This is a genomic window from Paenibacillus sp. J5C2022 (assembly GCF_025567625.1).
In the GTDB taxonomy this organism is placed as follows: Bacteria; Bacillota; Bacilli; order Paenibacillales; family Paenibacillaceae; genus Pristimantibacillus.
Genome location: NZ_JAOQJC010000038.1, coordinates 57994 through 78129, shown reverse-complemented (window position 1 = coordinate 78129; position 20136 = coordinate 57994). Strand labels below are relative to the sequence as shown.

13 protein-coding genes are annotated in these 20136 nt (G+C 53.6%); 12 read left to right on the top strand and 1 reads right to left on the bottom strand.

Annotation, left to right across the window (positions count from 1 at the left end; genetic code table 11):
- Nucleotides 1-541: 541 nt before the first annotated feature.
- Nucleotides 542-3253 carry an aconitate hydratase AcnA gene (gene acnA / locus M6D81_RS24520; RefSeq protein ID WP_262679803.1) on the bottom strand — a complete coding sequence of 904 codons (2712 nt, stop codon included), beginning with the start codon at nt 3251-3253 and terminating at the stop codon, nt 542-544.
- Between the two features lie 287 nt (nt 3254-3540).
- Here acnA and M6D81_RS24515 point away from each other — a divergent pair, with 287 nt between their 5' ends.
- The 12 genes from M6D81_RS24515 (at nt 3541) to M6D81_RS24460 (ending at nt 19959) form a co-directional block, all read left to right on the top strand.
- Complete coding sequence (locus M6D81_RS24515) at nt 3541-4797, top strand: amidase domain-containing protein (RefSeq protein ID WP_262679802.1); 1257 nt, start codon at nt 3541-3543, stop codon at nt 4795-4797.
- 44 nt (nt 4798-4841) lie between these two features.
- A complete protein-coding gene (locus tag M6D81_RS24510; protein WP_262679801.1) occupies nt 4842-5996 on the top strand; it encodes a D-alanine--D-alanine ligase in 1155 nt (384 codons plus the stop codon).
- A gap of 49 nt (nt 5997-6045) precedes the next feature.
- Complete coding sequence (locus M6D81_RS24505; protein WP_262679806.1) at nt 6046-6369, top strand: hypothetical protein; 324 nt, start codon at nt 6046-6048, stop codon at nt 6367-6369.
- A complete protein-coding gene (uvsE, locus tag M6D81_RS24500) occupies nt 6366-7388 on the top strand; it encodes a UV DNA damage repair endonuclease UvsE (protein ID WP_262679800.1) in 1023 nt (340 codons plus the stop codon). The genes M6D81_RS24505 and uvsE overlap by 4 nt, the downstream gene beginning before the upstream one ends.
- Nucleotides 7389-7433: 45 nt before the next feature.
- Nucleotides 7434-8252 (top strand): sulfite exporter TauE/SafE family protein, encoded by an 819-nt coding sequence (locus M6D81_RS24495; RefSeq protein ID WP_410795790.1) that lies wholly within the window; start codon nt 7434-7436, stop codon nt 8250-8252.
- A gap of 114 nt (nt 8253-8366) precedes the next feature.
- A complete protein-coding gene (locus M6D81_RS24490) occupies nt 8367-9224 on the top strand; it encodes an inositol monophosphatase family protein (protein WP_262679798.1) in 858 nt (285 codons plus the stop codon).
- Nucleotides 9225-9313: 89 nt separating this feature from the next.
- Nucleotides 9314-10510 carry a PQQ-dependent sugar dehydrogenase gene (locus M6D81_RS24485; RefSeq protein ID WP_262679797.1) on the top strand — a complete coding sequence of 399 codons (1197 nt, stop codon included), beginning with the start codon at nt 9314-9316 and terminating at the stop codon, nt 10508-10510.
- 114 nt (nt 10511-10624) lie between these two features.
- Nucleotides 10625-11899, top strand: coding sequence for a methyl-accepting chemotaxis protein (locus tag M6D81_RS24480; protein WP_262679796.1), 1275 nt, complete (start codon nt 10625-10627; stop codon nt 11897-11899).
- A 454-nt stretch (nt 11900-12353) separates the two neighbouring features.
- Nucleotides 12354-13793: an SWIM zinc finger family protein gene (locus M6D81_RS24475; protein ID WP_262679795.1), complete on the top strand. Its 1440-nt coding sequence runs from the start codon at nt 12354-12356 to the stop codon at nt 13791-13793.
- A gap of 31 nt (nt 13794-13824) precedes the next feature.
- Complete coding sequence (locus M6D81_RS24470) at nt 13825-15666, top strand: HEAT repeat domain-containing protein (RefSeq protein WP_262679794.1); 1842 nt, start codon at nt 13825-13827, stop codon at nt 15664-15666.
- A 269-nt stretch (nt 15667-15935) separates the two neighbouring features.
- Nucleotides 15936-17993, top strand: coding sequence for a HEAT repeat domain-containing protein (locus M6D81_RS24465; protein WP_262679793.1), 2058 nt, complete (start codon nt 15936-15938; stop codon nt 17991-17993).
- Between the two features lie 67 nt (nt 17994-18060).
- On the top strand, nt 18061-19959 hold the full coding sequence (locus tag M6D81_RS24460; protein WP_262679792.1) for a HEAT repeat domain-containing protein: 1899 nt from the start codon (nt 18061-18063) through the stop codon (nt 19957-19959).
- Nucleotides 19960-20136 lie beyond the last annotated feature (177 nt).

The window sequence follows — 20136 nt, the reverse complement described above, 5'->3', positions numbered from 1 at the left end:
AGTGACAGTATGGCAGTAGAATTGTGTGCGTTTGTACGATTTATCGTACAAATGGTGCCAGTTGTTCGAAGAAGACAGCGCATTTGTGTGGTTTTTCGTACAAAAGTGGCAGGATAGCTGTAAAATTGTGTACGTTTGTACGATTTATCGTACAAATGGTGCCAGTTGTTCGAATAAGGCAGCGCATTTGTGTGATTTTTCGTTCAAAAGTGGCAGGTAGGCCGGAGAAAAGCAGCTGAGGAATCGGGTGAAAGCAGCGAATTGGAGCGGGCAGTGGGCGGGGGATTAACCATCAGAGCGGGAAATACAACAAACCGATCACCAATCACCAATCATAATCACGAAAGCCCTGAGACATCACAAGATGTCTCAGGGCTTTCTCTGCTTCAATGTTTCCGGCAAAGCGGAAAGATCTTCTCGACCGATATGCTCACAGAGAGCATCGCGTGATTACATAGCACCACTACATGGCACCATTGCATAGCACCACTACATAGCACCATTACATCGGGCGATTACATAGCACCATTGCATAGCGCCATTACATGTTGGCAATCATCTGGCGCAATACCGTCTGCAGGATGCCGCCGTTGCGGTAGTAATCTACGTCCACGAGGGAGTCCAGACGAACAAGCACCGTGAACTCGAATGTGGAGCCGTCTTCGCGTGTAGCCGTTACGTTCAACGTCTCGCCAGGCTTCACATCGTTGCTGAGCCCGGTAATGTCGAACTTCTCGCGGCCAGTGATGCCAAGCGTCTTCCAGCTTTGGCCTTCCAGGAACTGCAGCGGCAGAACGCCCATGCCGACGAGGTTGGAGCGGTGAATACGCTCGAAGCTCTCCGCAATAACGGCTTTCACGCCCAGCAGGTATGTGCCTTTCGCCGCCCAGTCGCGGGAGCTGCCCGTTCCGTACTCTTTGCCCGCAATAACGACCAAGTTATTGTCTTCACTTTGATACTTCATGGAAGCATCATAGATGGACATCACTTCGTCCGTAGGCAGGTAAGTCGTTACGCCGCCTTCCGTGCCAGGAGCAACCTGATTGCGGATGCGGATGTTGGCGAACGTACCGCGCATCATCACTTCATGATTGCCGCGGCGGGAGCCGTAGGAGTTGAAGTCCTTGCGCTCGACGCCGTTGTCGATCAAGTACTTGCCGCCAGGGCTTGTCGGCGTAATATTGCCTGCTGGGGAGATATGGTCCGTCGTAACGGAATCGCCCATCAGCGCCAGCACATTCGCCGAATGGATGTCGGAGATGTCAGCCAGCTCGGAGCCCAGGTTCTCGAAGAACGGCGGGTTCTGAATATAAGTGGACTTCTCATCCCACTCGTAGCTCTCGCCTTCCGGTACGTCGATCGCGTTCCAGCGCTCGTTCTGCGTGAACACATTCTCGTACTTCGCGCGGAACATATCCGGGTTAAGAGCAGTTGCCACCGCTTCTTTAATCTCGGCGTTCGTTGGCCAGATATCCTTCAGATAGACCGGCTGTCCGTCTTTGTCGTAAGCGAGCGGCTCGTTCGCCAGATCGATGTTCACAGTGCCGGCCAGAGCGTAAGCGACGACAAGCGGCGGAGAAGCCAGATAGTTCGCTTTCACCTGCGCATGTACGCGGCCTTCGAAGTTGCGGTTGCCGGACAATACAGCGGCTACTGTCATATCGTTGTCGGCGATTGCCGCGCTGACTTCGTCAGGAAGCGGACCGGAGTTGCCGATGCATGTCGCACAGCCGTAGCCTGCCACGTGGAAGCCCAGCGCTTCAAGCGACTCCAGCAGTCCAGCTTTCACCAGATAGTCGGTAACGACCAGGGAACCAGGCGTCAGCGAGCTTTTCACGTAAGCCGGCTTCGTCAGGCCGCGCTCGACTGCTTTCTTCGCGACAAGGCCTGCACCCAGCATAACGCTCGGGTTGGATGTGTTCGTACAGCTCGTAATCGCCGCGATGACGACTGCGCCTGTACCCATCTTGGACTCTTCGCCGCTCTTATGCTTAACAGGGATAATCTGTTCGATCTTCTCTTCGTTCAAGCCATATCCGCCCTTGTCGATCGGCGTGCGGATGATGCTGTTGAACGCTTCCTTCATGTCTGTCAGCTCGATGCGGTCCTGCGGACGCTTCGGACCGGCCAGAGAAGGCACGATAGTGGCCAGATCGAGCTCGATGACGTCCGTGAATACCGGGTCAGGCGTCTCATCCGTACGGAACATGTCTTGCGCCTTGTAGTAAGCTTCTACGAGTTCTACTTGCTCTTCGCTGCGGCCAGTCTGGCGCATGAAGTCCAGCGTCTCGCTGTCGACAGGGAAGAAGCCGACGGTTGCGCCGTATTCCGGAGCCATGTTCGCGACAGTCGCACGGTCAGCCAGGCTGATGTTGGACAGGCCAGGGCCGAAGAATTCGACGAACTTGCCGACAACGCCTTTCTTGCGAAGCATCTGAACAACGGTCAGCGCAAGGTCGGTTGCCGTCGCGCCTTCCGCCAGGCTGCCTGTCAGCTTGAAGCCGATAACTTCAGGCATAACGAAGTACAGCGGTTGGCCCAGCATGCCGGCTTCCGCCTCGATGCCGCCTACGCCCCAGCCGACAACGCCAAGACCGTTGATCATCGTCGTATGGGAGTCTGTGCCGACCAGGGAATCCGGATAGACAACTGTCTCGCCGTCCGTTGTCTTCGTAGCTGCAACAGATGCAAGGTACTCCAGATTCACTTGGTGAACGATACCTGTTCCCGGCGGAACCGCGCGGAAGTTGTCGAACGCCGTCTGCGCCCAGCGAAGGAAGCGGTAGCGCTCCTCATTGCGCTCGAATTCTACCTTTGTGTTATACTCCAGAGCATCTGGGCTGCCGAATGTGTCAACCATAACGGAGTGGTCGATAACGAGATCGACAGGTACGAGCGGATTGATCTTCTTGGGATCTCCGCCTGCCTTCTTCACGGTATCGCGCATAGCCGCAAGATCCACGACTACAGGCACGCCAGTGAAGTCCTGCAATACGATACGAGCCGGGATGAAAGGAATTTCCTTGTCTTCGCGGCCGCTTGCCCAGCTGGCAAGCTGCTTGACGTGCTCAGGAGTGATGGCGCGTCCGTCGAATTGCCGAACGGCTGCCTCCAGCAGCACTTTAATGGAGAAAGGCAGCTTGGACACATCGCCCAGGCCTTGCTCTTGCAACCCGTTCAGACGGTAATAATTATAATCTTTGCCGCCTGATTGGAGAGTCGTGCGAACGGAAAACTGATTTTGTTTAGTCATCGCTATTCTCCTTTGCTGAAATAATGGGAGTCGGTTTCATTTGTTTCATCAGATGAAACTCAATTTCAAAAACCTTATGCCTCTAGTATAGCTTTAAAAGGGCTTCGTCGTAAAGTCCATTCTGCCTATTTCCAACGCTTCCAATTCCACGGCAGATCCGATAAGTTTCCCGGTGACTATCTATATACTGTCCCCATTCACGAACATCTCATGAAAATGGTTCCAACGTCATATAATGAACCAGTATTTCCATGTCAGCTACAAGTCTGGAGCGGAGGGGATCGCGCATGGCAAAGTCAGGCGGGCGGGGCCCGCAAAGAAATCGGCAGCATCGTACAGGCAAGCCGGCTGCTTCGGAGAAGAGAACGGCTTCCGCGGCGCAGACGCGCCGATCAGGGCAGGCCGCCATTCATGACGCGAGCGGCGGCATAGAGCCCGTCAAGCAACTGGAGCGGAAGAAGGTGAAGCTTAGCGCATTGCTGGAATCTTCCGCTTACAGCGGCGGACATCAGACCAGGGAGCAAAGCTGGAGAGCCGCGATCGACCGTTATGTCAGCTTGTACAACCAGGCGGAGACGGAGCAGCATGCCCGCGCGTTGTCCGACTATATAGAGGACGATATCCATGAGGCGCGACTATCCTCGAAGATGGCCCGTCTGCGCGAGCGCGATCTGCTGCGCGGCGTGCTGCCGGCAGGCAGTCAGACGAAGGCGCAGCTGCTGCGCGTGAATGAGTCCGGGAGCGAAGTATCCGTTCAGCTGCGATTGCATGTGAAGCGGAGAATGGAGCATTCCGGACGTTATTATATGGAAGAACGCCATGAACTGGAGCGACTGTGGCTGTACCAGACCGAAGGCAGCTGGATCGTCAGGCAGATTGAGCCGCAGCTGGCGGAGCGGCGGTCGCGATACGGCAGCGCGGCTCATCAATGGCTGGCGGAATCGGAAGCGTCCGCCAACGACGCCCTTATTCTGACCCCATCCTTACCCTATCTCAATTATGACCTGTTGCCCCAATTCAAAAACAGACATAATGGAATTCGTTACAGGAGAGATTTGGCCGCGGCCTATGCGGACAGATGGTGGAATGAAGGGAATCCCGCATTCGAACTGTTCGAGGTGAACTGCACGAATTATGTGTCCCAGTGCATCTTTGCAGGCAATGCTCCTATGAACTATACTGGTAGAAGGGAAAGCGGCTGGTGGTACAAGGGAAGAATGAAAGGCGGCGAATGGTGGAGCTACAGCTGGGCCGTCTCGCATGCCTTGACGAATTACTTGGCCGCTCCGCGCAAGACTGGGCTTCGCGCCATCGAAACGGAGTCGGCAAGGGAGCTGCAGCTCGGAGATGTTATCGTGTACGACTGGAACGGGGACAACCGATTCCAGCACAGCACGATCGTGACGGCCTTTGACGCCGCGGGAGAGCCGCTTGTCAATGCCAATACAGTAGCAAGCCGCCACCGTTATTGGGATTATAAGGATTCCTATGCCTGGACGGAAGGAACGAGATATCGCTTTTTTCATATACCGGATCTGTTGTAGTGCATTCCTATTCAGTTATTTATTCATACCGGAGGATTGTGGACATGGGGAACAAGATAAGAGTAGGCATTGTATACGGGGGCAAGTCGGGGGAGCATGAAGTATCGCTGCTAACTGCGCTGGCCGTCATGAAGGAATTCGATTACGCGCAATATGAGATAAAACCGTTCTACATTACCCAGCAAGGCGAATGGAAAGCCGGCGCTGCGCTGAACGCGCCGCCAGAAAGCGTGGAAACGCTGCGTCAAGGCAGCGCATCGTCTTCCTCCAGCAGTCTGGCGCCGTTGTTCAGTATGCTGGACAGAGGCGGGAAGGCGCCCGAGGCAAGCATTCGCAGCCATAACGAAGTGATGCAAGCGAATGCCGGACATGAAGCGCCGATCGATGTCATGTTCCCGCTGCTTCACGGCACGTATGGGGAGGACGGCACGATTCAAGGACTGTTCGAGATGGCGAATATCCCTTATGTCGGCGCGGGCGTGCTGGCGTCTGCAGTAGGCATGGATAAAGTGATGATGAAGAAGGTGCTCCAGCATGAAGGACTGCCGCAATGCGCCTTCCGCTACTTTACGCGGTCGCAGTGGCAGAATGACCCCGCCTTCCATATCGCGGAATGCGAAGTGGCGCTCGGTTATCCGTGCTTCGTCAAGCCGGCCAATCTGGGTTCCAGCGTCGGCGTCTCCAAAGCGAGAAATCGGGAAGAGCTGGAGCAAGCGGTACAGTATGCACTCCGCTTCGACCGCAAGGTGATCGTGGAGGAATTCGTGGATGCGCGCGAGATTGAAGTTGCCGTGCTGGGCAATGACGAGCCGGAAGCCTCGGTACCCGGCGAGATTGCTTCGTCCAATGAATTCTACGATTATAAAGCGAAATATATCGACGGCAAATCCGCAATGATTATCCCTGCGGAGCTGCCGCAGGAGAAGACGGAAGCCGTAAGGGACATGGCGGTTCGCGCATTCCGGGCGGTGGACGGTACCGGATTGGCTCGCGTCGACTTCTTCTTGCGCAAGGAGGATCAGGCACTGCTGATCAACGAGCTGAACACGCTGCCGGGCTTCACTCCGTTCAGCATGTACCCTCTCATGTGGAAGGAGAGCGGGCTTCCTTACAAGGAGCTTCTGGCCAAGCTGATCGGGCTGGCATTGGAGCGTCACCGCGAGAAGGAACTCATTCAGTATTCGGACGAATCGCTGTAGCAACGCAAACATCACCATATACCATTTTTTAGGAAGCGGGGGAATGAAGATGGGATTTGAGACAGAGTTCAATTCCGTGTGCAAGTTCAAGTCGGAGCAGGAGCTGTATGAATTACTGGAATACGGGAAGGGCAAAATGGTAAAGAGCGGATTCCGCGTCTACCCCACCGGCCAGAAGGTGATCGCCTACAATCCAAGCAATGAGGCGATTGCGATTGTACGCATTATGGCATCCGTTGCGGAAATCAATTTTCAAGGGGAAGAAGTGACGGGAGTGGAAATGGAATTGGTAAGAAAGCTGACCGAGGAAGAATCCAGAGTGCAGACGGCGCTAGCCCATGAAATGTTCTTCGGAGAGCGTGAGCAACAATGATCGTCCGCCTCGGCTTCGTCGCGATGAGCCTTATGGTTGAGAACGCATCGCCATCGCGCACGATGACCTACGCCACGCTGTCGAAGCTGGCGGATCGCGAAGCGGGCATTCGAAGACTGGAGCAGATCGCGGAGGAAAATCTGCATAACACGCTTCGTATTCTGAAGCACAGTCATGCGTACGACATTGCGATGTACCGGCTCTCCTCCAAGCTCATTCCGCTGGCGACGCACGACGCGCTGGAGGGGTGGAACCCATATGCCTTACTGAAGCCTTCCTTCCGGAAGATCGGCGACTATGCGCGCAAGACAGGCATACGCTTGTCCTTCCATCCCGACCACTTCTGCGTATTCAGCACGCCCAGACCGGAGGTGCTGCGCAAGTCGGAGCATGATCTGATTCATCATGTGCGCATGCTGGAAGCGATGGGAACGGACGAAGCTTGCAAGTGCAATATTCATATGGGCGGCGCATACGGAGACAAGGTGGTGTCCGGTATGCGGTTCATCGAGCAATTCGGCGCATTGGACCCCAGATACAAGCATCGCGTCACGCTGGAGAACGACGACAAGACCTTCCAGGTGAAAGAGACGCTTGCGGCAGCGGAGGCCGTCGGTGTGCCGATGGTGCTGGATATTCATCATCATGCGGTCAATCCCGGCGATACAAGCGAGGACGAGCTGACGGAAGCCTTATGGCCGCGCATCCAGCGCACCTGGGAGCTTGAGCGAAGAAGGCTCGGTATGGAAGCTGAGAGCGAGCTGCCGGCCAAAATCCATGCTTCCAGCCCCAAGAGCGTGACGGATCCGCGGGGGCATGCGGACAATGTTCAAGCGGAACCGCTGCTTCACTTTCTTCGGAAGGTGGCCGGCTCGACCGAGCGGCTCGACTGCATGCTGGAAGCGAAGCGGAAGGATGCCGCATTGCTGCAACTGATGGAGGACTTCAAGGCATTGGAGATGAACGGACAAGGAGTCAAGGTGCTGGATGGCGCCAGTGTGGAGATCGAACCGTACTGACGCTCCCATGAGACCAAGACACAATTGAAGTAGGTGACGGTGAAAGTGGAATGGGTATTTCTTGTACTGTTGGGAATTGCGGCTGCGATGTTCGGCAGCATCGTCGGTCTTGGCGGCGGCATTATTATCGTGCCGGCTTTGCTGTTTATAGCGCCTTCATTGATTGGACAACCTGTCGATCACGGGACGGCCGTCGGCATCTCGCTGACCGTGCTTGTCGTGACGGCATTGTCCTCTTCCATGACATACGCCAAGCGCGGGCTGGTCGACTTCCGCAGTGCATGGCTGCTGTTCGTGACGAGCGGCCCCGGCGCGTTGCTTGGCTCGGCGATGACAGGGCATATGAAGGCTGGCAGCTTCCAGCTGACGTTCGGCATCTTTATGCTGTTCATGGCTGGCCTCCTGATTGCCCGTGATTATATGAAACCGTTTGCGAAGGAGTGGTCGCGCAAGCGTACGCTCGCCGATGCGAAGGGGCAGGAATATACGTACAGCTACGGCATGGTTCCAATGCTCGTTATCGGCTTTGGCGTCGGACTCATCTCCGGTCTGTTCGGAATCGGCGGCGGCTCCTTGTTCGTGCCGATGATGGTGCTGTTGTTCGCCTTTCCTCCCCATGTCGCGACGGCGACTTCGATGTTCGTCATCTTCCTGTCGTCCATTCTCGGCAGCGGCATGCATATCGCGTTGGGCGAGATCAATTGGCTGATGGCGGCGGCGCTAGTGCCAGGTGCATGGATCGGCGGCAAGCTGGGGGCGGCGATCGCCATGAAGATGAGCGGGAAAGGGCTGCTCTGGCTGCTCCGCGCAACGCTGCTTCTGTTATCGGTTCAGCTTATCGTGGACGGTATAGGCGCCCTCTAAGGGGACGGATGCTGTGGAATGGTGCAACGTAACAACTTTTGCGAAACGCAAGGCGTCCTAATACGTATATACTAAATCGATTTCAATCAAGGATAGAAAGAAGAGTGATAGAGCGTGAACGAAGAGCGTAATGCCTCCGTGGTAGGCGGCAAGAGCTTCACCGCTGTCGCTATTAACTGTGCCTCCAAGGCAGGAGAATGGATTAAGACCAAGCTTGGCAACTATAATCAATTACAGTCGAAATACTCCTCGCAGGATCTCGTAACAGAAGTGGACAAGGGCTCGGAACGGCTCATTCGCAATCTTATTGCGACCCACTTCCCTCACCATTCCTTCCTGGGTGAAGAAGGAGTGGAGCCGGGACCGGAGGCGTCGGCGAAGGCGCTGGAGGAAGCCCGCGACGCCGAATATTTATGGATCGTCGATCCCATCGACGGCACGACCAACTTCGTGCACGGCTTCCCGTTCTTCTGCATCTCCATTGCGCTTGCCCATCGCGGCGAATTGATCGTAGGCGTTGTATACGATCCTATGCGCAATGAACTGTTCGTCGCAGAGAAGGGCAAGGGAGCTTATGTACACGGCCGCAAGATGGGCGTTGCTGATGAGGAGAGGCTGCGGGAGAGCCTGATTGCGACGGGATTGCCACCGGAGCAGCAAGCTGCGCTGCCGCTTAATTTGCGAGGGATCAATGAGCTTGCTCCCAAGGTTCGCAACTTGCGTATCGCGGGCTCCGCAGCGCTGCATATGGCGTATGTGGCCGCCGGGCGGCTTAGCGGATTCTGGGAGATCGGCCTGAACAGCTGGGATATGGCTGCAGGCGTACTGCTCATCCAGGAATCCGGCGGGATGGTGACGGATTTGAACGGCGAGCCGTATAACCTGGCGGTGCGGAATGTAGCGGCTAGCAATGGCCGTATACACGACGAGCTGCTAGGAGCGTTGAAGGACGCGGAGACATCATCAGGATAGCGGAAGGAGACAGCTGGCTGCGGTGAAGGCAGGGCTGTCTCTTTTTTGCATGGAAGGGTGCATGTACATACGGAATGGGGGAGATCGAAGTGGCAAGCAGCAGGTACAAGCGGCTGGCTCTGTTTTCGGGCATAGTTATGCTTGTCGTCGCCATAGCCGTGCTGGCGGCAGGCTGCCGGGATCACGGAGGGGAGAGCGACGACTCGGCGGAGGGCGTCAGGCCTCAGTCGTCCGCCTCGGCAGGTGAAGGCGGGAAGTCGGCAGAGAATGTGGAGGAGGAGCGAGCGCCGGAAGACGAAGGAAGCGAAGCGACGGACGAGCCTTACCGGATCGAAGCGGAAGGACTGATGATACCATGGTCGATCGATTTCCACGGCGACGATATCTATATGAGCGAACGGGAAGGACGCGTGGCAACGGTTCGCAACGGGACGCTGGTCCGGGAGGAGCTGCATCTCGCCAAGCCGGTTCACCATGACGGAGAAGGCGGTTTGCTGGGCTTCCTGCTTGCGCCGGACTTCGCAGAATCCCGTCAAGCCTATGCGTATCATACGTATCGGGAGCAAGGGCAGACGAAGAACCGTATCGTGCTCCTTCTGCATGAAGAAGGGGGATGGCAGGAGATGCGGGCGCTGCTGGAGGACATACCGGGCAGCCTGTACCACAACGGCGGGAGACTAGCCTTCGGACCGGACGGCATGCTGTACGCCACGACCGGGGATGCGGCGGAGAAGTCGCTGGCGCAGGACAAGTCCAGTCTGGCGGGCAAGATATTGCGCATGCTTCCGGACGGCGGCATTCCGGAAGACAATCCGATAGCGGGTTCCTATGTGTACACCTATGGGCACCGTAATCCGCAAGGCATGGCGTGGACGGCGGACGGCGTCATGTACAGTACGGAGCATGGCCCGTCCGGGAGCGTGGGCGGACATGATGAGATCAATCTCATTGTTGCTGGAGGCAACTACGGCTGGCCGCTGCTCATGGGAGATCGGTCGCAAGAAGGGATGATTTCCCCCGTGCATCACACGGGGACAGGGACGATCGCGCCTTCGGGCATGCTGATCGACGCGGAAGGAAGCCTGCTGATCGCCGGCTTGCGCGGTGAAGCCATCTATCGTTATTCGCCGGACACCGATACGATGGAGAAGCTGCATGAGGGCGTAGGGCGTATTCGCGATGTGAGGCTGAAGGATGGGCGGCTATACTTCATAACGAACAACAAGGACGGGCGAGGTTTCCCCGCTCCCGGGGATGACAGAGTGATTTCGATCACATGGCCTTAATCAGCGAATCTTTCCGACATAATCTAGCAAAGAGTGACAAAAATCACAGTGGGTGCTAGGATGATAGAGTAAGATGAAGTGAATCATAACACCTTTGTCGGGAGGATTCCGGTTATGAAGCTGCGGTTCGGTATTGTAGGCAAGATGGTGCTGGGCATTACGGCATGTTCCATCGTGACGTATAGCACAAGCGCCTTCTTTCTACTCGTGTTAGTGGATATATTTCCTGAAATTCCGGATATGGTCTTTATCGTCGGCACATTGGCGATGGGCATATTCTGGACGGGCTTGTTCGGCTATATCGCGGCGAAGCTGCTGCTGAAGCCGCTGCAAGCTGTTACTGCGGCCGTGCAGGAAGCGGCAACGGGCAATCTGAACGCCGTGAACATTCCGGTGAAGTCGAAGGATGAGATGGGACAGCTGATCGAGTCGCTGCAATCCATGATGGGTCAGTTCAGTACGATCGTGAAGGGGATTAAGGAGAATTCGATGCTGACGGACCGCCACATCCAGGAGCTGCAAGGCGCAATTACGCAATCCGCTATCCAACTGGAAGGCCTTGCGAACGAATCGGAGAAGATTACGACAGGAACCGGAGAGCAGGCTGAAGCTGCGGGAAGGCTGAACGAATCGGCCGATGCGCTCTATCAGTCCTCGCTGGATATGCAAGAGGAAGCGCTGCAGACAAAGCAGAGATCCATACATATGAATACAACGGCCGATCAGAGCGGCGAAGTGTTCCGCTCGCTTGTAGACGGCATGCACCATCTGGAAGAGCTGAACAAGAGCGCCATGGACGTGGTGAAGAAGATGAGCTTGCTCGCGGAGCAGATCGGCAGCATCTCCGAAGTTGTCGGTGAAATCGCCGATCAGACGCATCTGCTGGCGCTGAACGCCGCCATCGAAGCGGCCCGCGCAGGCGAGGAGGGAAGGGGCTTCGTCGTCGTCGCGCACGAGGTGAAGACGCTGGCTGACCGCAGCGGCAAAGCTGTGGACGAGATCCGCCAGCTGGTGGAGCAGGTGGAGACAGGCGTCGGCAATGCGGTCGGCTATATCGAGAAGCAATATGAGGTATCGCACAAGGAAGCGAAGCAAGGCGAGCAGTTCGCCGCCGCTTTCATGGAAGTGAAGCGGGAAGCGGAGCTTGTGGCCAGAGCGGTGGAGATGATGGCCGCCGGGCTTGCGGATCAGACGAAGCAAGTGGAGTCCTCCCGCGAAGAGACCGGCAAGGTAGCCGGTGCGGCGGATCATATTCGCGGCGGTGCCCAGCATATCTTCGCTGCCTCCCAGCAGCAGGCCGCTGTCATGGAGGAGATTGCCGCTTCTACCGACGAGCTTCGGGTGAAGTCTACCGACCTGCTGCAGAAAGCCGCTTATTTTCGCACGTAGCGGGAATTACTGTTGGCGAATGATTGCAATGCATCATTTTCAGAAACTTTATATTGCGCATAAATGTGCCGACTCCCGATAACGGGGGTTGGCCTCTTCGTCATTATCGAAAAACTTCGCTTGGGGAGTGGACGATGGGCAAGTGGCGTGTTGCAGGTGATGTGACCTCGGTTAGAGGAAGGAAATGGGGCAAGTGGCGTGTTGCAGGCGATGTGACCTCAGTTGCAATTAGGGAATAATTGTGAAGCGATATATATGGGATAAGCAGGAAAAATAGCGAAGAACAGCGAATTTACTCAATGGACGTTTCCTCAGGTGACAAATTTGTGAGAAAATGTCGCCATAGCTTCAATAGCGGACTTCCTCATCCGATAATAAAAAAAGGAAACGTACGTTCCTTTCTGTCGTATATATCGTGTTGAATCAAAAAAACAATGAGAGCGGAGGTAATCATGTGATCGAAATAACGGAGGCTTACGTGGATGCGCTGGCTCCGAACAGCTCAGCCATCAAAAATGCGCAGGGCTTGTCCAAGAAGAAGGCATTCGTACAGCTCAAGCAGTCCGCAGACCATACGCTCATATTCGGAGAGTGCTCCGGCAGCGGCAAGTCGAATTACGCCTGCTCGGCCGATTTCATTAATCCGGCGCAGCCGGTATTGCGCTGCTCTTGTCCGAGCCGCCAACTGCCATGCAAGCATTCGCTTGGACTGCTGTATGCTTATATCCAGAGCGGTCCTTTCGAGACGGCCGACATCCCGGAAGATGTAGCCGCGAAGCGCGAGAAGGTGGAGAAACGGGAAGAGAATAAGGCGAAGCGAGCAGCCGATGAGGTCACCGACAAGCCGAAGAAGGTGAATAAATCAGCCCTGAAAAAGAAGGTTGCAGCACAGCTAGAGGGGCTTGCATTGCTGGAGAAATTCACGCTTGGCATCGTGCGCGACGGTCTTGGCACCATCGACAAGAAGGGGATTAAAGCGATTCAAGATCAAGTGAAGGTAATGGGCAATCATTACTTGTCAGGAGCACAGATTGAGCTTCGCAGGCTGGCTCATTATTTGTCGAACAAGGATGATCAGGAGAAAGCTTATAGTGATGCCATGGAGCAGTTGACGCTTATTCATGCTTTCATCAAGAAGGGACGCGCCCATCTGGAAGCGAAGCTGGAAGATCCGGAGCTGGCGCTGGATCATGAGTCGACCATCGAGGAATGGCTCGGTCACGCTTGGCAATTGACGGAACTGAAGCAATTCGGATTGGCGACAGAAGATGCGGAGCTTATTCAGCTTGCGTTCCTCAGCTACGACGACAAGGCGCGCGGCGAGTTCGTCGACTATGGTTATTGGCTGGAGAAGGGGAGCAGCGAAGTGCACCGGACAGCACAATATCGTCCCTACAAAGCTTCCAAGTATATAAAAGAAGAGGACAGCTTCTTCGATGTAGCGCAAGTGAAGACATTATACCGTTATCCGGGAGATATGAACCGCCGGGTGCGCTGGGAAGAGATGACGTCACGCCCGGTAACGCCGGAAGATTGGACGCCTGTTCATACGGTGGCGCAACGGTCTTTTGCAGATGCCGTGAAGAAAGTGAAAAACCAACTCAAAAACCCGCTGGGCGATCATCAGCCAGTTATGCTGCTGCATGTTGCCGGCGTTAGTCAAGATGAGCGGGGACAATATGTCATTACAGATGAGTCAGGCACGCACTTGGTATTGGAAAATACGCTGCCTTTCGGCCACTCTACGGTTGAGTTGCTGCCTTTCTTGCCAGGGGAACGTCTGCAAAGATGTACGATGCTCGTTATGTTCCAGCATCAGATGGATACCGGCCGCCTGGTGGCACAACCGCTCTCTGTTATGAAGGATGCCGAAATTACACGTCTAATGTATTAGGCTTTACAACGGGAAGGGAGTTACATACATCATGAGTACTGCATTGCTTCAAGAGCTGCATAAGGAATTAAGACGAGTGTACATTGCAGGCAGTGAGTTGGCAACGGGGGATATGCGGTTAAAGCGACTGTTGCCGCAGTTCCAACAGCTGGGCCAACGCGCGCCTGTATTCTCTAAGCTTGGACAAGGCATCGCCGCTTTGATCGAGCCGTCAGATGGGACTGCATCTTCTTCGGGAGAACGTCTTCAGGAAGTGTCTACTTTGCTGGCGTCTGTCTTGCGCACGCTTGGCGCATCAGCGGAATCCGGCACGCTGCAATCGATAGCCCATCAGTCGAATCAACTCAAGACTATTTCAACGTATCGCAAGCTGGCTCCTGTTGTTGAAGCTCTTTCGACATCTGGCGGCGGACGTTATGAAGTGATTACAGATGCATTCAAGAACGGTGTGTTTAACGATCTGCGTCTGATGCAGCTTGCTGTAGGCGCGCTCGACGATTCCTATTCCGATATATCAGAATATACAGCAAAACATATATTGCCAGCTTACGGGCGGCAAATCTTGCCGTACATGCTGGAAGTATTTGATCCGAACGGCAAGAGCGCGGATTGCCGCAGATTGCATGTCATCGCAGAAGTAGGCGGGGAAGAGGTCATCGGGCAGCTCCTGGAATGGGCGGAGACAGGTTCAAGTGAAGTGCGTGCCGTCGCTATCGAACATCTGGCAGGCCGCGAGGAGTATGTTGATCGCTTGATTGCGTGGACTTCCGATAAGAAGAAAGCTGTACGAGAGTCCGCTTATGGAGCGTTGGCCCATTGCAAGTCAGAAGCGGCGCTGGCGCATATGATGGAAAGCTTCAAAGGGAAGGACGGCGAGCTTGTAAGGGATGCGGCTTACTATAGCGAGAATAGGGAACTGGATACCCTGATCGTACATGCGTTGGATGCCGTCATGAAATCCGCTCATGAAGCGGTCGGCGACGAGAAGAAGCTGGCTCGCTTAAGAGAGGAAGCAGAGAATTACTTTGAGGTGTTGAGGAGCAAGCGGCTAGAGCAACTGTATGATACGTACCTGTATGTCGCACAACATGCCCAGTTCTATGCCGATATCGACTGGTTGATTCTCATCTATGATCAGGCTGTTGAATATTTGGAAAATATGGGGACGACGAGGGAGCTTGGGTTATTGTTCGCCATTGAGAAACAAGCCCCCAAATACATTCCTTATGCTTTCCGGACCGCTGCCCGACTGTTGGAGCCGCAAGCACTGTATGAACGTTATTATGGCTTCATCGCAGGCGCTTGGCGCGAGGAGAAAAAGAATGAATTCGAGGCGCGGATCAAGCTGGTTGAATCAGCAATGGAAGAGCTGTTCTGGGAACAGGCTAGAAGCTATGAGGCAAGCTTAGGGCAGGTCACAAGAGTATCATACAAGCAAGCTCGGTTTAAGATGCCTGTTCATGAACTGTGGGATGGGCGCTGGCTGGACTGTGCCATGGAGTGGAATGCCCTGGAGCTTCTCGCGATGCTGGCCCGTCCGGATCATGAAGGCTGCAAGGCTTATATAACGGAGCAACTGCAATTGAAAGAGAAGCATAGAGATGGCGATGAGAGAATACTTCTATTGCTGAGAGCCTTTGACCGGGCGCAGATGGACCCGGAAATAAAGTGGGAAGCGCTTGTCTGCTATATCGAAAATCCTATCCGTTTTAAAAATTACTATTTCGATCGCGTCTTGATTGCTGAGTATTTTGAACAATTGCCTGCCAAGTACAAGTCAAGAATTGAGGCCGTTGTGCCGATGCATAGCCGTTATTCGAAAGAACAATTGAAAGAACTGCTAGAATCCATGAGCGACAACATCAAGGAATAGACATAAGCGGATTCAATAATCTAGCCGCTCCAGAAGTGGGAGGAGATTATGTATGAGTACCGGCTTATTGGGAGTGCTGCAAGGCGTGAACAGACAGACTTCGGAGGAGAGACTACAGGAATGGTCTCTCCTTCTTTGCATTGTTCTGGGAACGTCGTCAAGCTATAGGCTTGCAGGCAGGGGTAACGATTATGAAGGGCATCGCAAATCCGACATTGAAAGAAACGTTTGGTTAAGAGGAAGAATTGCTTGAAGGGGAGGAATGAAAGATGAGCACAGCCATATTGCAACAATTGCATCAAGAGGTGAAGCGGTTATATATTGCGGGAAGCGAGCTCGCGAGCGGTGACTTGCGATTGAAGCGGCAATTGCCGGAATTGCGTAAGCTTGGCGGGAAGTCGGCTGTATTCGGAAGATTGGCTGACAGTGTTGAAGGGCTGACGCAGCCTGATGCCAAGGGGACGAAATCTGCGGCAGAGAAGCAGCAGGAGCTGGCGCTGCTGCTGACATCTGTGCTGCGCACGATGGGAACAGCCACACCGACAGGCGTACTGAAACCATTGACGCAGTCGGATGCATTTGACTGTGCAGTGTCGACGACAGAGCAGAACACGATAGGCAGTGCGGAGCAACCAATTACAGCTGCAATAGCAGGAAGTGAAGACGCGCCGGAGCAAACCGATGCATCAGCCAGCTCGAAGCGGAACCAGCCGTCTGCAGGTCTGTATTCTTATCGAGAGCTAGCTCCCGTCATGACAGCGTTGAGCACTTCTGGAGGCGGAAGGTATGACGTTGTAAAGCAAGCCTACGATGCAGGATTATTTCAGGACATTCGTCTTTTGGAATCTGCTGTTCGCGCAATGGACGATTCCTTTCACGACATAGCCAATCTAGCGGCAGAGCATATTGTCCCCTCCTATGGTGAACGAGTGCTTCCGCTTCTGCTGCCATCCTTCAATCCGCTTGGCAAGCGGGCTGATGCCCGCAAGATACGGGCGATTGCCGCGGCAGGCGGCGACAAGGTGAATGAGCTGCTGCTCCAGACAGCAGACAACGGATCGAATGACGTGCGAGTAGAAGCGATTCGAGCGATGGCTGGACGTGACATGTACATGGACAGGCTAGTCGAGTGGACGACTGACAAGCTGAAGCCGATACGCATGGCTGCTTATGAAGCACTTGCAGGAAGTCAGTCGGACAGTGCGCTGGATTTGCTGATGGAAGGCATCGTAGGCAAGGATCACTATGACATTGCGACAATCATGAAGAGATGCCGGAATGCTGAACTGGATAACAGAATTATACTCGCCTTGCAGCAATTGCTGCAGCAAGTGCCGGAGCGTAAGAAGGATACGCAGTGGCTGACGGAACAGAAGTATGCTTTGGACAGCTATTTGGAAGCGTTGTGGAAGAAACCTATTCCAGAGCTTTGCGATGTGTACGACGATGTGCTCCAGCATGCGGACTTGTTCAAACGATTGAAATGGTTGGACAAATTGTTGGACTACGCTTCCCGCAATTTGGCAGCATTACGTTCCAATCGGGCGCTGGAGCTGTTGTTTCGAATAGAGGAGTTATTCCATCCAAGCATTCCTTACGCATTCCAAACAGCTGTGCGGTTACTGCCGCCTGATGCGTTGTATGAACACTATGCGAATCGGATTACGCAGGAGTGGGAATCGTTGAAGCCGGCACGCAAGAAAGAACGAGTAGAGAAAGTGTTCGAGGCGATGAGCGGTGTCATTTCGGAAATGTTCAAGGCTTATCAAAATGGTCGTGAAGGCGTCTTGCCACAGGTGAATGACAGCGATATTGCCTTTGATGAGGAGAATGAAGATCGTCACGACTTCAGCTCGGTCAAATTTCAAGTGAATATGGCGAAGCATTGGGATGAACGATGGCTTGATCTGGCTATCGATTACGATAAGTACGACTACATTATGTCATGCTTGGCCAGGCCGGGTCATGAACGGTGCCAAGAATATATAAGCGAGATGGTGAAGTCCAAATCCTACGAGAAGGGCGAGTATTCCCATTTAACGCTTGAATACTTATTCGATGGCATGAACAGAGCAGGGATGGATCTGCAGCTGAAATGGGATACGATTATGGAGATGATTGAAGGGGCCGGACGATCAGCGCGGGATTACGGCTTTGATGATGGTTTGGTGGAAGATCATTTTTATCATTTGCCGATGTCGTACAAGCCGAGAATAGAAGCGATGCTGCCGAAATTCAAGTATTATGGGAAAACGCAACTGGAAGAGATTATAGAAGCTATGGAGAAAAATAGTCAGTCTGCCTTGCAGACAAATGCAGTCATGTAGTCGTTCATCGTGTGAGGAGAAGAGATCGAGATATATTGGGGTGAAGCATTGAAAGAGGTGTTGTGAGGTGAGTACAGAGCTGTTGAGGGAGCTTCATCAAGAAGTGAAGCGACTGTATAAAGCGGGGAGTGACCTAGCGATTGGCGACTTGCGTCTAAAGCATATGGAGCCTTCATTCCGGCAGCTTGGCGAGAAAGCAGCCGTGTTCAACCGATTGGCGGATCGTATGGAGGCTCTCATCATACCTTCGGCTCAACAGGAGAGCTCGCCTGCTGAGAAGCTGCAGGAGCTGGCGATGTTGCTGTCGTCTGTGCTTCGTACAGCAGAGAAGACTGATCTCGAGGGCGAATTGCAGCCGCTATTATCCTATTGCAATCAGCCCTCTTCACAGACAAGAGATGAAGTTAGCTTGTCCAATTCGCTCTCCTTTCAAGAACTCTATCCTGTTATTCAAGCGCTAAGCACAAGGGGCGGCGGACGATATGAGATTGTTCATGAAGCATACTCTTCAGGCAAGTTTCAAGATTTTCGTCTAATGATGCTGGCCGTTGATGCGATTGGCGATTCTCACCCTGACATTTCAGACTTGGCAGCTCGTTCTATTGTGCCGTCGTATGGTGAGAATGCGCTGCCTTATCTTCTGTCTACATTTGATCCGTTTGGCAAAAAAGCAAGTGTGCGCAAGCTGGCATTAATTAGAGCTGCTGGTATAGAGAACGTTGCAGCATTTATGCTGCAGACAGCGAAGGATGGATCGGTTGAAGTGCGTGCGGCAGCTATTCGAGCGTTGACTGGCCGTGAAGAGGTGGTGGATAACCTTGTAGAGTGGACGACTGGCAAGAACGGTCCGATACGGCTTGCCGCTTATGAAGCGTTGACCGGTATTCATTCAGATAATGTCAATAGCGTGTTCATGCAGGGGATTGTCGGCAAGGATCGGGCTGAGCTGTCAGGAATAATTCGTCAATACGGTCACGTTGATTTGCATAGAACCATCGCTCTTGCCATGCAGCAATTATTGCAGCGTGTGCTAGAAGAGAAGCGGGATGCGAAGGGGTTGGAGGAGCAGAGGCAGCAATTGGAGGTTTATTTGCAAGCGTTGCATTGGAAGTGTGTTCCTGAGCTTTGCGAGATTTATGCTTTTGTACTGGCTAATGAGCGACGCTTTAAGAAGCTTGGCTGGCTGGATATATTACTCCTGTATGGGGCTGCAAGCTTAGAAATGATAGGGTCCAGGCAAGCGCTGGATCTGCTCTTTCATTGTGAACGATTGTCTAGTGAATGCATAAAGCACGCCTTCCGCACAGCAGCAAAGCGGCTGTCGCCTAGTGAGTTGTATGAGCTGTATGCGCAACGAATGACGATAGATTGGGCATCGTTAACATCTAGGCAAAGGGATGAGCGGGTAGAACAAGTATTTGAGACGATATATGGCATGTTGTCTGATGGAATCCGTCAGTATGAGAGGGAGCACGGAGAAGGAAGTCGACTTATTCATACGAAGCTGCACATTCCTTTCGCGGAAATATGGGATATCAGGTGGCTGGATTTAGCATTGGAGTACGATGAAGATAATTTTTTAGTTTCTTGTCTTGCCCATCCGGATCACGATCGCTGCAAGCGTTATATCGAAGAGAAGATAAGAGGGGATAGAGAGGAAGACCCTTCTCACCAATCACTGCTTTGGCTTTTTGACGGCGTGACAAGAGCGGGAATGGACCCGGCCCTGAAGTGGGATACGATTATGAGGATGATAGAAGAAGCCGATGACGACGAACGGCGATACGGATTTGATGAGGATTTGGTGAGAGAGTATTTCTATGATCTTCCGGTCGCGTACAAACCGAGATTACAGAATATGCTTCCCGAGTTCGATGGGTTTCTGGGATACCAGCAAATAGAAATGATCTTGCAAGCGATGGAAACGAATAGCAAGGAGCAGCGGCAAGTCTGTAGTGCGGATTAGTCTTTTGTGATTTTTCAAGATAGCGGGCAACAGCAAGTTATATCGAATCTCTCTATTGGTTCGGACATCCAGTACGCTTACGGAGAGATTGCTCCAGTAATAGCTGCTTTGACGACTTCAGGCGGTGGAAGGCTCAGGGTTATAAAGAAAGCAAGTTCGATTCCACCGGGAAGGGTG